The organism is Pectobacterium atrosepticum, from assembly GCA_019056595.1.
Lineage (GTDB): Bacteria > Pseudomonadota > Gammaproteobacteria > Enterobacterales > Enterobacteriaceae > Pectobacterium > Pectobacterium atrosepticum.
The window spans coordinates 1,079,097-1,092,846 of sequence record CP036163.1 but is presented as its reverse complement, the minus strand read 5'-3'; the positions used below and the strand labels follow the sequence as shown (position 1 = coordinate 1,092,846).

8 protein-coding genes and 1 pseudogene are annotated in these 13,750 nt (G+C 54.9%); 6 read left to right on the top strand and 3 right to left on the bottom strand.

The features are described from left to right. Positions 1-31 precede the first annotated feature (31 nt). Positions 32-1,213 carry a mandelate racemase/muconate lactonizing enzyme family protein gene (locus tag DCX48_05610; protein ID QXE14030.1) on the bottom strand — a complete coding sequence of 394 codons (1,182 nt, stop codon included), beginning with the start codon at positions 1,211-1,213 and terminating at the stop codon, positions 32-34. Positions 1,214-1,783: 570 nt separating this feature from the next. Here DCX48_05610 and DCX48_05605 point away from each other — a divergent pair. The 6 genes and pseudogenes from DCX48_05605 to DCX48_05580 all read left to right on the top strand — a co-directional run bounded on the left by DCX48_05605 (position 1,784) and on the right by DCX48_05580 (position 8,394). Beyond that, positions 1,784-3,001 carry a M20 family peptidase gene (locus tag DCX48_05605; protein QXE14029.1) on the top strand — a complete coding sequence of 406 codons (1,218 nt, stop codon included), beginning with the start codon at positions 1,784-1,786 and terminating at the stop codon, positions 2,999-3,001. A 51-nt stretch (positions 3,002-3,052) separates the two neighbouring features. Continuing rightward, the gene (locus DCX48_05600) at positions 3,053-4,618 is read left to right on the top strand and encodes an ABC transporter substrate-binding protein (GenBank protein QXE14028.1); all 1,566 of its coding nucleotides are present in this window, start codon (positions 3,053-3,055) and stop codon (positions 4,616-4,618) included. A 12-nt stretch (positions 4,619-4,630) separates the two neighbouring features. After that, a complete protein-coding gene (locus tag DCX48_05595; GenBank protein QXE14027.1) occupies positions 4,631-5,587 on the top strand; it encodes an ABC transporter permease in 957 nt (318 codons plus the stop codon). Position 5,588: 1 nt separating this feature from the next. Next, positions 5,589-6,452 carry an ABC transporter permease gene (locus DCX48_05590; GenBank protein ID QXE14026.1) on the top strand — a complete coding sequence of 288 codons (864 nt, stop codon included), beginning with the start codon at positions 5,589-5,591 and terminating at the stop codon, positions 6,450-6,452. A gap of 2 nt (positions 6,453-6,454) precedes the next feature. Further along, positions 6,455-7,450 (top strand): ABC transporter ATP-binding protein, encoded by a 996-nt coding sequence (locus DCX48_05585; protein ID QXE17159.1) that lies wholly within the window; start codon positions 6,455-6,457, stop codon positions 7,448-7,450. Then, positions 7,447-8,394 (top strand): annotated as a pseudogene (locus DCX48_05580) (ABC transporter ATP-binding protein). The gene DCX48_05585 and the pseudogene DCX48_05580 overlap by 4 nt, the downstream one beginning before the upstream one ends. Here DCX48_05580 and DCX48_05575 read toward each other — a convergent pair. After that, positions 8,383-9,882, bottom strand: coding sequence for a SulP family inorganic anion transporter (locus DCX48_05575; protein ID QXE14025.1), 1,500 nt, complete (start codon positions 9,880-9,882; stop codon positions 8,383-8,385). The pseudogene DCX48_05580 and the gene DCX48_05575 overlap by 12 nt on opposite strands. Before the next feature lie 169 nt (positions 9,883-10,051). Beyond that, positions 10,052-13,564 (bottom strand): pyruvate:ferredoxin (flavodoxin) oxidoreductase, encoded by a 3,513-nt coding sequence (gene nifJ, locus DCX48_05570; protein QXE14024.1) that lies wholly within the window; start codon positions 13,562-13,564, stop codon positions 10,052-10,054. Positions 13,565-13,750: the final 186 nt, after the last annotated feature.

The following is a 13,750-nucleotide window of genomic DNA, read 5'->3' as shown; positions in this document are numbered from 1 at the left end:
TTATTGATGCGTCACGACCTGTTGATGCGTTTTATTGATCGACGACGGAACCGTCGACGTGCAGTCGGGTTTTCAGGCCGCGACGGCGGTAGGGGAAGCGGCTCTCCAGATCGTCTGCCAGCTCAATGCCGATGCCGGACTGTGTCGGTATCTCCATAAATCCCTCTACGCATTTGAACGTGTTCTTCACCATGTCTTTTTTCCGCACGCCATTCTCTACGCCCGTCGCACCAAATTTTTCCGACAGTGCGGGCTGGTCATCCCCCGGATACTCCAGCAGCGCAAAGTTCGGGATGCTGACGGCGATCTGTAAACAGGCGGCGGTAGAGACGGGGCTAAGTGGGTTATGCGGCACCACCATCAAATCATTGGCCTCTGCCAATGCTGCCACTTTTTTCGCACCAGTAATCCCGCCGCACATGCAGACGTCAGGACGCACATAGGCGACCGCATTACGGCGAATCAGCATCGCGAATTCCTGCGGGTTATTCAGGCGTTCACCGGTAGCGATAGGAATATTGATTTTGTCGGCCACCTCCGCCATGGAATCGAAGTTATCCGCACCGATAGGGTCTTCAATAAAATACGGATAAAACGGCTCAATGCCGCGAGCGAATACCACGGCATCGGCGGGCTTCAGGCGACGATGGACTTCAATGCACAGATCGACATCGTTACCGACTGCTTCCCGATAGAGGCCGATACGTTCGATGGCTTCGCCGATCTCTTTGGCATGAGTGATGAAATAGGGCGTATCACGCGATTCATCCAGAAAAGGCGTGAGATGACCAATCGCGGTAAAACCATCAGCTTTGGCTTTTTCCAGATTGGCGATGGTTTCTTCGGTAGTGCGACCTCCCGCGTGGGCATAAACGCGCGCCTTGTCGCGGCAGCGGCCGCCTAGCAGGTTATAAACCGGCGTATCGTAATACTTGCCCGCGATGTCCCACAGAGCGATATCAATGGCGCTGATAGCACCCATGATGGCGGCGCCACGAAAATGCCAGCAGCGGTACATATACTGCCAGTGGTGCTCAATGCGCAGCGGATCTTGCCCGATCAGATAAGTGCGTAATGCCTCCACCGCGCCTTTGGACGCATCCAGAAAGCCCCAGGCACCGGATTCGCCAATGCCCGTCAGCCCCTCGTCGGTGGTGACCTCAACAAACATATATCGGTTCGCTAAAATTACGCGCACATCGGTAATTTTCATCAACGCTTTCCTTAAGTTAGCCTGCTTAGCATTGAGTCTAATCACAGAGGCGTGCGGGTTGTCAACGCTGACGTCAGCGCGGCATCCAATACGCGGACGCAGTCGGGGCCGAATGGCGCATCTGGCTGAGCGAGATCGGCACGGCTAACGCGTGCAATACCATTTATTAGATATCCTTATCCTGAATCTCTATAAAAGAAATGGCAGGTTGCCGTTATAGTGATGGTGAAATAAGTAATTAGAAGCACGCTTATTATTTTTACCGTCGTTTGATAAATGCTCGGCGTCGCAGGTATTCGTCGTAAACAACACCGCATTGACTTTTATTTCCTGCCGTTATCGGCGGGCAGGCGTTTTCATCCCTAAAACCTGTGGAATAAAGGCAGGATTATTGCGTGATATACCCCAAATAATTCGAGTTGCAGGAAGGCGGCAAGGGAAGGAATCCCGATGAGCTTACTCAGGTAAGTGATTCGGGTGAGTGAGCGCAGCCAACGCACATGCAGCTTGAAGTATTACGGGTATATATCCATAACACATATATCCATAACAAATAGAAAGGTGAGCAAGATGGGAACTACCGCATTACAGCAGCGTATTACTAGCAGTATTGAGCAGCATCGCGAAGAATATATTGCGATTTCCCAGGATATTCATGCGCATCCTGAGACTGGAAATAATGAGTATTACGCTAGCGGACTATTAACGGATTTATTAAAGAAACATCACTTCACGGTAACGCTGAATGTTGCCGGACATGAAACGGCCTTTTATGCGGAAAAAGACAGCGGCAAACCGGGGCCGACCATTGCTTACCTGGCTGAATACGATGCGTTGATCGATATCGGCCACGCCTGCGGTCACAACATTATCGGAGTAACCAGTCTGGCTGCGGCGATTGCGCTGGCAGAGGTTATCGATCAGACCGGCGGCAAGGTTGTGGTGCTGGGGACGCCTGCTGAAGAAGGCGGCCTGCGCGGGAAAGGCGGAATTAATGGCAACGTGAAGGCGCGTTTTGTCGAACACGGCTTCCTCGATAAGGTCGATGTCGCGCTGATGGTTCATCCGTCAGGAAAAACGCGGCTCACTGGACCGTCACTGGCAAATAATCACCTCTATTTCCATTTTTACGGTAAACCCTCCCATGCCGGAAGTTCACCACATAAAGGCGTGAACGCGCTGGATGCGCTGGTGCTGCTTTACAACGGGATCAGCGTGCTGCGCCAGCAACTGCCGGACGGCGTTCGGGTTCACGGCATTATCACCAACGGCGGACAGGCACCGAATGTGATTCCAGAATACGCCTCCGCCCACTATTACATCCGTGCCAAAACGCGTGAAGAAGTGCTGGCGTTGGAACCGCGTATTCGCGCGATTGCGGATGGCGTCGCGCTGGCGACGGGCACTACGGTGAAAATTGAACATCAGGTAGGCCCGCGCGATTTCCTGATCAACCACGCACTGAATGCGATCCTGCTTGAGGAGTTCACCGCCGCAGGGGAAGTGGTCGATCAAAACGCGAAAGAGGGTATCGGTTCGACGGACGCGGGAGATATCAGCCACGCGGTGCCGACGGCACACCCTACTATTAAAATCGGCCCTGACGATCTGATCGGTCATACCGTGCCATTCCGTGAAGCGGCAAATTCTCCACTCGGTTACGCCGCGCTGCTGACGGGCGCGCAGGTGCTGGCTCGAACCGGTCTGCGATTGTTGACGGATGCTCGCGCGTTACAGGATGCCAAAGACGAGTTTGCGGGTCGTCACTCGGTTACCGACGCCGCCTGATGTTGCGTTTGAACCGGCTGAATATCATAAAAATAGTGGAGTTTCCCATCAATGAAATGGTTTAACTTTCCTGCCGCCGCACTCTTGCTGGCGGCTAGCTTACCCTGGGGAATCGCGCTGGCGGAGACCGTCAATCGCGATGCAACGCTGAATATCGCTTATGGCAAACGACCGGGTACGCTCGATCCTTACCTGACAACCAATAGTGCGACCACGGATGTGGTGCGCCACATTTTTGAACAGCTTTTTACGATTAACGATCGGTTTGAACCGGTGCCGGAACTGGTTGAACGCTATTCGCTGAGTGATGACCGCAAGGTCTACACGTTCGTACTGCGCGACGGCATCCGCTTTCATGATGGTCAGCCGCTAACAGCCGATGATGTGGTGGCATCGATGAACCGTTGGCTGGCCGTTTCCACGCAGGGTAAAGCCAACCTGCCGGGGGCGCAGTTTAGCCGGATTGACGAGCGTACCGTGCAACTGACGGTACAGACGCCGTCTCTGATTACCCTGAATGTGCTGGCCGACTTGAAAAACCTGCCTTCCATTATGCCTAAGCGCCTGATTGACGAAGCCAATACCAGCAAAAAACCGGTGAGTGAACTGATTGGCACCGGTCCTTACAAGCTGGCGGAATTCAAACAGGGAGATTATCTGCATCTGACGCGCTATGACGGCTATGTCTCGCGCAGCGAACCGGCGAACGGTCTGTCGGGCCAGAAGACGGCAGAGGTGAAAGATATCTGGTTTCGCTACATCACGGATGAGTCCACCCGGCTGGCAGGGGCATTGACCGGTGAATATGACGTCGTTTTTGATTTGCCGAAAGACAACATTGAGGCACTGAATCGTGCTCGCGATGTGAAGCTGTATCGCCCCGAAGCAGGGGGATCGCTCATCACCTACCTGTTCAATAAGAATCGTGGACCGTTTGCCGATGTGAAACTGCGTCAGGCGTTCAATCTGGCGCTCGATGTACATCAGGTGCTGTTGGCGGGATACAGCGATCCACGCTTTTTCAGGGAGGATTCGTCATTGGGTTTTCCTGAGCAGGTGGATTGGCACAGTGAAGCCGGTAAGCCTTACTGGAATCAGCACAAGCTGGAAGAGGCAAGAAAGCTGGTGAAAGAGTCCGGTTATAACGGCGAAGAAGTGGTGATCATCGCCACCAAGGAATACGCCGAATTGTACAATCTGGCGATTGTTGCACAGCAGGTGCTCAAACAAATTGGCGTGAAATCTCGCCTTGATGTCTATGACTGGGCCACGGTGTTACAGCGGCGTCAGGATCCTAAAAACTTCGACCTGTGCGCGCTGGAGTTTTCCATGCGTCAGGTACTGCATCAGTACCCTTTCCTTGATTCTCGCGCCAAATTCCCCGGTCTGAGCAATAGCCCGGAAATCGACGCGCTGCTGGATGATATCAAACAGGCACCGTCGCTACAGGCGGCAAGAGGATTGGTGGATCAACTTCACGTTCAAACCTGGACCTATCTGCCCGTGATTGTGCTGGGGCGCACCACGCCTGATGCGGTCGCGATCAAGCATCATGTTCACGGCTATCGGGATTTAATCGGCCCCGTTCTGTGGAACGTCAGCATCACAAAACCGTAAGCGGAGAAGCGAATGGGATGGTTTATTTTCCATCGGCTGTTGGCGCTGATACCGGTGCTGCTGGTGGTCTCCATTGTGGTGTTTTGTCTGGTACATCTGGCGCCGGGCGATCCGGTGCTGGTGATACTGGGCAATGATGCCAGTCCCGGGGATGTCGCCGCACTGCGTCAACAAATGGGGCTGGATAAGCCCCTGCTGGCACAGTTTGTCGTGTGGTTTGGTGCGGCGTTGCGTGGCGATCTCGGCCATTCGCTCTTCATGAACGCCAGCGTGATGTCGCTTTTCTTGCAGCACCTGCAACCCACGCTGGCGCTAGCGCTCTATGCGCAAGGGTTAGCGCTGCTGCTGGGTCTGGCTGCCGGCGTGATCAGTGCGGCGCAGCAGGGACGGCTGCTCGATCGCCTGATTATGGGACTGGCGGCGGTGGGAATGTCGATTCCCGGCTTTTTACTCGGGCTGTTTCTGATTTTCTTTTTTGCCGTGCAGTTACGCTGGTTTCCGGTCGTGGGATACAGCTCGACGCGCGGCGATGTGCTGGTCAATCTCTGGTATATGACGCTCCCGGCACTGGCGTTAGGGCTGCGCATTGCCGCCCTGATTGCCCGCATGACGCGAGCGGTAATGCTCGACGTGTTAAGTGAAAACTACATTAAAACAGCACGTGCCAAAGGCGTATCTGAATACCGGGTTTTACTGCGCCACGGTTTGAAAAATGCGCTCCTGCCTATTTTAACTATCTGCGGTGAATCTTTCGGTTCGCTAGTGACGGGAACGATTGTGATTGAAAGCGTGTTCGGCATTCCCGGCGTGGGCTCGCTGGTGGTGGATTCCATCGAACGGCGCGATTTCTCTGTGATTCAGGGCGCGGTGCTGCTGATTACCATCAGCTATGTTCTGATTAATCTGGCGGTGGATATTCTGGGGCATGCCGTTGACCCGCGAATCTCTCTGTCTGGGGAGAAGGAGTGACATGAAAGCGCTGTTTTCCAATCAACTCCTGACAGCGGGCGTCGCTATCCTGCTACTTATTCTTGTCGTTGCGGTAGGGGGCGCGTTCCTCAGCCCTTACGATCCCTATGCGCTGAATCCCCTCGCGCGGCTGTCTGCGCCTACGTTTCAGCACTGGTTTGGCACCGATAATTTTGGTCGCGATGTGTTTGTGCGGGTGGCGATTGCCGTACAGATTTCGCTGTCCGTTGGTGGCGCTGTGGCGCTGATTTCGGGAACGATTGGCACGCTGATTGGCCTGCTATGCACCTGGTATCGTCTGCTGGACGCGATCATCATGCGGATTTGTGACGGGTTGTTTGCCTTTCCTTCTCTGCTGCTGGCGATTTCCATCGTCGGTATTCTTGGCCCGAACTCCGCCAATGTTGTGCTGGCGCTATCGCTGGTGTATGTGCCGTCGGTGGCACGCGTGATGCGTGCGGCGGCGCTGGTGATCAAGGAGAAAAATTACATTGAGGCGCTGCGTGCACAGGGGGCAAAGAGCCGCCGGATCATCTGGCTGCACATTCTACCCAACGTGATATCGCCGCTGATCGTTCAAGTGTCGTGGATCTTCTCGGTTGCGATCCTCACCGAGGCCGCGCTGAGTTTTTTAGGTTCGGGGATCCCCGCCCCAACGCCCAGCCTGGGTAATTTATTGTTGGAGGGGAAAAAAGTAATTTTTACCTCTTGGTGGATGACCTTTTTCCCCGGTATTGCCATCGTGCTCTTGATCCTGTCTCTGAATATGATTGGAGACGGCCTGCGCGATATCTCCGACCCCACGCTTAAACCGCTTTCACGTCGGGTTTCCCGTCTGCTGAAAGCAGTAACGACCCCAAAGTGAATATGATGAGTGAAACGCCGCTACTGTCTGTCAAAGACCTGAAAGTCACGTTTGCCGTGCCGTCTGGCCTCTTGCACCCCGTTCGAGGGATCTCTTTTGAGGTGAAACCGCGTGAGACGCTGGGCATCATCGGTGAATCGGGCTGTGGAAAAAGTGTCACCGCCGATGCGCTGATGGGGCTGTTGCCTGCGCGCGCTAGTCGGGTCGACGGCGAGGCTAGTCTGAACGGCCAGCCGCTGCTGTCGCTGTCAGATGAAGCGCGGCGACGTCTGCGTGGCAATGCGCTGGCGATGATTTTTCAGGACCCGCTTTCCAGCCTTAATCCGGTTTATACCGTCGGTGAACAGATAGAGGAAAGCCTGCGGCAGCACACCACGCTATCGCGTCAGGCGCGGAAAGCGCGGGTACATGAATTGCTTACTCAGGTGGGGATGCCCGATCCGGCCGCCTGTGCCGTGAGCTATCCGCATCGACTATCCGGCGGGATGCGCCAGCGTGTGATGATTGCTATCGCTATTGCCTGTGGGCCGGGATTACTGATTGCCGATGAACCGACAACGGCGCTCGACGTCACCATTCAGGCGCAGATTCTTTCGCTGTTGGATAGGTTAAAAGCCGAAACCGACATGGGCATCGTGCTGATTACTCACGATCTGTCGGTGGTGGCGCAGATGTGTCAACGCGTGATTGTGATGTATTTGGGGGAAGTGGTGGAGCAGGCGGATGTGTTCACGTTGTTTGATCATGCTCGTCATCCTTATACGCAGGCGCTGCTGCGAGCGGTGCCTAATCTCGATGCGCCGCGCAAAAGCGAGCTACCGGAGATAACTGGCAGTGTCCCACCGCTGTCCCATCCGCCAACCGGCTGTGGTTTTGCTCCGCGCTGCCCGCTGGCGGATGAACGCTGTCACCATTCTCCACCCGTGCTCTCCGTGGCTGACGGATCGGGTCATCGAGTACGCTGTTGGAAAGCGGACAGCCTCGGGAGCGGTGTATGATCGCGCCGTTATTACAGGTGAAAAACCTGCGTAAAACCTTTCGGGTTGGGCACGGATGGCGCAAAAAAACGCTAGTGGCGCTGGATGATGTCAGTTTCCATATTTTCCCCGGTGAAACTTACGCACTGGTTGGGGAGTCGGGCAGTGGCAAAAGCACCACGGGGCGCAGTATTTTAGGGCTGACGCCCGCCAATGCCGGTGAACTGCACTTTGCCGGTCACGATCTCCGGCAACAGAATGCTGAGCAGTTACGACAGTTGCGGCGCGACATGCAGATGATCTTTCAGGACCCGCTCTCCTCGCTCGACCCCAAGCGTAGCGTCGGGTACAGCATTGAAGAACCGCTGATTATCCACGGAATACACGACAGCCAATGGCGCAAGGCGCAGGTAGTCAAGATGTTGACGCGAGTCGGGTTTACCGCTGCGGATGCCGGACGGTTTCCGCATGAGTTTTCCGGCGGGCAGCGCCAGCGTATCGGGATTGCTCGCGCGCTGGTGCTGGAACCTAAATTGATAGTGTGTGACGAACCGGTTTCGGCGCTGGATGTCTCTATCCAGTCGCAAATTCTGAATCTGCTTTTGGCATTACAGCGGGAGCAGGGGCTGGCGTATTTGTTTATCGCGCACGATCTGAGCGTGGTACACCATATTGCTGACCGTATTGGTGTGATGTATCGCGGGCGCATTGTCGAAGAAGCACCCGCAGCTACGCTATTTTCAGAGGCGCGTCATCCGTATACGCGTTTTCTCTTGGCATCGATTCCGCCTGCGCATCCCCGGTTAAAGCGGGCTGTTCAGGTTAGTGCGCAGCAAGGACAAGAGGGCGGGTGTCAGTTTGACGAACTAACACCCGGCACACCGGCGCGATGCCGCATACATCCAACGCAAGAATATTGGATTAATGCAGAGCATCGCGTCGCCTGCGCGCGATCAGAGATGCCCGGACAGGCGCTGGTGAATTTTGCTGCTGTGGTTATCCAGCCCGATGATCGCAACTTTCGCATCGTAACGGTGATAGCGGGTTTCGATAGCGTCGAGTGCTGCCACGCTGGAGGCATCCCAGATTTGGGCGTGCGTCAGATCGATGGTGACGTTCTGCGGGTCTTGCGCATAGAGGAAGTGCTCGAAGAGGTCGTTGCTGCTGCCGAAAAATAGCGGTCCGCGTACCGTGTAGTGCACCGACTGCCCATCTTCGCTCACGCGACGTTCCGCATGAATAACGTGCGCCACGCGGCGTGCAAATAGCAGGATGGCAAAGATCACGCCACCCGCTACGCCGATTGCCAGATTTGCCGTCGAGACGGTGGCGATCACCGTTACCACGACCACCAGCGTTTCCGACAGTGGCATCCGTTTCAGCGTGGTGGGGCGCAGGCTATGCCAGTTCATCGTTTTCAGCGCGACAATCATCATAATCCCTGCCAGCACTACCATCGGAATCTTAGCCATGATTTCGCTCAGGCCCGTCACCAGCAGCAACAGCACCAGTGCGGCGGCGAGGGTAGAGATACGTGTACGCGCTTTCCCTAACTCCACATTGACCACGGTTTGCCCGATCATCGCACATCCAGCAATGCCGCCGTAGAATCCGGCGAAGATATTGGAAACGCCCAGTCCCCAGCATTCGCGGCGCTTGCTGGATGGGGTATCGGTAATGTCATCTACCAGTTTGGCGGTTAGCAGCGATTCCATCAGGCCGACGAAGGCAATACTGAGCGCGGTTGGCCAGATGATGCGCAGTGTTTCAACATTGAACGGTACCAGCCAGTGGGTGAAACCCGGCAATCCGGGCTGCATTGGCCCAGCATCACCGACGTTAGGCACCGTGATGCCGGTAAACATCGCAATCGCCGTCACGGTCACAATCGCGACCAGCGGGGCGGGAATGCTTTTCACCACATAAGGCAACAGCAAAACGATCGCTACCGTTAATGCAAACAGTAGCCAGACAAGCGAGGAATGCCCGTAAACATGCGGCACTTGCGCGGCGAAAATCAGGATGCTCAGCGCATTCACGAAACCGATCATTACCGAACGGGGAATGTAGCGCATCATTCTTGCCAACCCAGCCAGCCCAAAAAGAATCTGGATAAGCCCCGCCATAATCACGGCAGGCAGAATATAGGCCACGCCGTGTGCGTGCACCATCGGCCCGATAACCAGCGCTACGGCACCTGCCGCCGCTGTGACCATCGCCGGTCGGCCACTGAGAAAAGACATGGTGAAGCATAAGACAATCGAGGCGATCAGGCTGACTTTGGGATCAACACCCGCGATGATAGAAAATGAAATCACCTCGGGAATAAGCGCCAGCGCGGTGATAGTGCCCGCCAAAATTTCGCGCATCAGCAGCGAGGGCGAGCGTAAGGCGGCAAGCGTTGACGTGGTTGATTGAACCGGCGTCGGCGTTGCGTCGGGTGATGAGATCATAGGTGCAGGCTTAATTTTTATAGTCAATGACGAAAGGCGGGAGAGGATAAATTATCGGCAGTATAAAAGATACTGTCCTGTGTTGGCGGGCAAAGGGACGTTTGCTGGGGTACGAAGGGGCGGATAGCGCTTTCGCTATATCCGCCCACCGTTGTGTCTTCTTCCGCGATCAGCCGCCCGCTAAGCGTCGGTAACGTTCATATCGCTCCTTAGCATCCCGTTCCGTTTGCTCAAACAGGCTATTGGCGATGGCTGGGTGCTGACGTTTTAGCGACGCATACCGAACTTCACCCATCAGGAAATCCTGAAAATCCTCTTCCGGCTCGTCTGAATCGAGCGAGAAGGGATTTTTCCCTTTATCCACACGCTGTGGATCGAAGCGATATAAATGCCAGTAACCAGCATCCACAGCTCGCTGAGTTTCACGCTGACTGCATCCCATGCCCGCTTTTAACCCGTGATTGATACAGGCAGCGTAGGCGATGATCAACGACGGACCCGGCCAGGCTTCCGCTTCTGCCATCGCGCGTAGGGTTTGCGTCTTATCCGCGCCCATGGCGATCTGCGCCACGTACACGTTGCCATAGCTCATGGCCATCATGCCGAGATCTTTTTTGCGCGTGCGTTTTCCTTCGGCGGCAAATTTGGCGATGGCGGCAACCGGTGTGGATTTGGATGATTGTCCCCCCGTGTTGGAATACACCTCGGTATCAAATACCAACACATTGATGTCTTCACCGGAGGCCAGCACATGGTCCAGCCCACCGTAACCAATATCGTATGCCCAACCATCGCCACCGAAGACCCACTGCGAAGGCTTGGTCAGGTAATCACGGTTCTGGTAAAGGTGAGTGAGTAGGGGATCCTTACCGCGTTCTTCTGCCAGCATATCGATCACTGCATCGGCACGTTCCCGTGAGCCTTCTCCGCGATCCTTCAGTTCCAGCCAGTTGCTGAATGCCGTATTCAGTGCTGGGGTGAGGGGTAAGGCCAGTGCAGCTTGTACATCCTTAGCAAGTTGATCGCGGATCGCACGGCTTCCCAACAACATACCCAGACCAAATTCGGCGTTGTCTTCGAACAGTGAGTTAGCCCAGGCCGGTCCTTGCCCTTTATGGTTGGTGGTGTAGGGAATGGACGGTGCGCTGGCTCCCCAAATGGAGGAGCATCCAGTCGCGTTTGCTACCAACATGCGATCGCCAAATAATTGGGTCAACAGCTTGGCATAGGGCGTTTCGCCGCAGCCCGCGCATGCGCCAGAAAATTCCAATAGGGGTGTTTCAAATTGACTGCCTTTTACCGAGATTTTGTTAAAGGGATTACCTTTAGGCGCAAGGGAGAGCACCTGTTCCCATAGCGGAATCTGGTGACGCTGGCTATCGATCGGTTGCATTGTCAGTGCTTTGCCGCGTGACGGGCAAATATCGACACAGTTACCGCAGCCGGAGCAATCCAGCGGTGATACTGCCAGATGGTATTCGTAGGCTTTCGCCCCTTGAGCTACTTTACTCAGCAGCACCACCGGGGCGTTACTTCGATCTTCCTGACTCAGCAGAGCGGGGCGAATAGCGGCATGAGGACAGATAAAGGCACACTGGTTGCACTGAGTACAGCCCTCGGGTTGCCATGCGGGCACCTGAATTGCGATACCGCGTTTCTCATAGGCGGCAGTACCGAGAGGGAAAGTCCCATCCTCCATGCCAATAAAGGCGCTGACGGGTAAGTTGTCTCCCTCCTGACGATTCATCGGTTCCAGAATATTGCGGATAAAATCGGGCAGGACGCGCACTTCTTTCCCTTCCACCTCCGGCAGCGTCGCCCAGGTTTCGGGAATTATCACTTCGACCAACGCCTGCATCCCCTCGTCTATCGCGGCGCTATTCATGTCCACCACGTTTTGACCTTTGCTGCCATAGGATTTGACTACTGCCGCTTTCAGATAGTCGGCGGCGGTTTCTGGCGCAATGATCGCGGCCAGCTTGAAGAAAGCCGCCTGCATAATCATATTAAAACGGCCACCTAACCCAAGACGCTGCGCAATGTGTACCGCGTTGAGGGTATAGAAACGGATGGCGTGCTGCGCCAGATAGCGTTTCATGGCGTTAGGTAATTTCGCTGCCAGCTCTTCAGCCGTCCAGGAACAGTTAAGCAAAAAAGTGCCGCCCGGTTTTAACCCCACCAGCAGATCGTATTTCTCCACGTAGCTTTGCTGCGAGCAGGCAATGAAATCCGCATGGTGGATCAGATAAGGCGAGGTAATCGGGCTCTGTCCAAAGCGCAAATGGGAGACGGTAATGCCGCCCGACTTTTTCGAATCATAGGAAAAATAGGCCTGAGCGTAGAGCGGGGTGTGATCGCCAATAATCTTGATGGCGCTTTTGTTAGCACCCACAGTTCCGTCGGAACCCAGTCCCCAGAATTTACATGCGGTCGTTCCTGGTTTCGAGACGTTGATCGGTGTCGTTGAAACCGGCAACGAGGTGTGGGTCACGTCATCAATAATCCCCACGGTAAAGCTATCTTGCGGCAATGGGTGCTTAAGATTCTCGAATACGGCAACGATGTGTGCTGGCAGAATATCTTTTCCTCCCAGCGCGTAGCGTCCACCGACAATCAGCGGCGGTTGTGCATGACGGTAATAGGCATTTCTCACATCGAGGCATAAGGGCTCAGCTTGAGATCCCGGCTCTTTGGTGCGGTCGAGTACCGCGATGCGTTGTACGGTTTCTGGGATGTGGGCAAAGAAATGCGGCAGAGAAAACGGGCGGTAGAGATGTACCGTCAGCAGCCCCACCTTTTCCCCTTGCTGATTCAGATAATCGACGGTTTCCTGAATGGTCTCGCACACCGACCCCATGGCGATGATCAACCGTTCGGCATCCAGCGCGCCGTGGTAGTTAAACAGATGGTATTCGCGTCCGGTGAGTTGGGTGATTTGCGCCATATAGCCTTCCACCATCTCAGGCAGCGCGTCATAAAAGCGGTTAACGGCTTCGCGTTCTTGAAAGTAAATATCTGGGTTTTGTGCCGTCCCTCGAATCACTGGGTGATCGGGGTTCAGGGCACGACGGCGAAAGGCATTCAGCGCGTCACGATCCAATAACGGCTCTAGTTCTTCATAGTCCAGCAGTTCGATCTTCTGGATTTCGTGCGAGGTGCGGAAACCATCGAAGAAATTGATAAAAGGCACACGGCCTTTGATGGCAGTAAGGTGCGCCACGGCGGAGAGATCCATCACCTGCTGCACGCTGCTTTCTGCCAGCATGGCACAGCCCGTTTGGCGTACGGCCATCACATCCTGATGGTCGCCAAAAATGTTCAACGAGTTGGTAGCCAACGCACGTGCGCTGACATGAAACACGCCCGGCAGCAGTTCACCAGCAATTTTGTATAAATTGGGGATCATCAACAGCAATCCCTGCGAGGCAGTGTACGTGGTGGTCAAGGCTCCGACTTGCAGAGCACCATGTACCGCGCCAGCCGCTCCGGCTTCGGACTGCATTTCTATCAGGCGCACCGGTTGACCAAACAGGTTCTTTTTACCCTGTGCGCTCCATTCATCTACGTTTTCTGCCATGGGGGTAGAAGGGGTGATGGGATAGATGGCTGCTACGTCGGTGAAGGCGTAAGAGATATACGCCGCAGCGGCATTCCCATCCATCGTTTTCATTTTTCGGGTCATGCGGGATTCCTCTTGGTTGGGAGCAGGTGACACGTTGGGCGCAGGTGAAAATGGGCAATGACAGGCAGCGCCCCTGATTCACCGTCTCAGCGAGTCAGTAGCACAGCCTGTGCCATGTCGAGGTATAGAAAAAATGACACTATTTTTTAATGGGTTAACTTGAGTAGTTGCCGCGAATGTCACAGG

Bases quoted from the DNA above. Each gene is read 5' to 3' on its own strand.
- DCX48_05610 (QXE14030.1), bottom strand. From the start codon at position 1,213: ATGAAAATTACCGATGTGCGCGTAATTTTAGCGAACCGATATATGTTT.
- DCX48_05605 (QXE14029.1), top strand. From the start codon at position 1,784: ATGGGAACTACCGCATTACAGCAGCGTATTACTAGCAGTATTGAGCAG.
- DCX48_05600 (QXE14028.1), top strand. From the start codon at position 3,053: ATGAAATGGTTTAACTTTCCTGCCGCCGCACTCTTGCTGGCGGCTAGC.
- DCX48_05595 (QXE14027.1), top strand. From the start codon at position 4,631: ATGGGATGGTTTATTTTCCATCGGCTGTTGGCGCTGATACCGGTGCTG.
- DCX48_05590 (QXE14026.1), top strand. From the start codon at position 5,589: ATGAAAGCGCTGTTTTCCAATCAACTCCTGACAGCGGGCGTCGCTATC.
- DCX48_05585 (QXE17159.1), top strand. From the start codon at position 6,455: ATGATGAGTGAAACGCCGCTACTGTCTGTCAAAGACCTGAAAGTCACG.
- DCX48_05575 (QXE14025.1), bottom strand. From the start codon at position 9,882: ATGATCTCATCACCCGACGCAACGCCGACGCCGGTTCAATCAACCACG.
- nifJ (QXE14024.1), bottom strand. From the start codon at position 13,564: ATGACCCGAAAAATGAAAACGATGGATGGGAATGCCGCTGCGGCGTAT.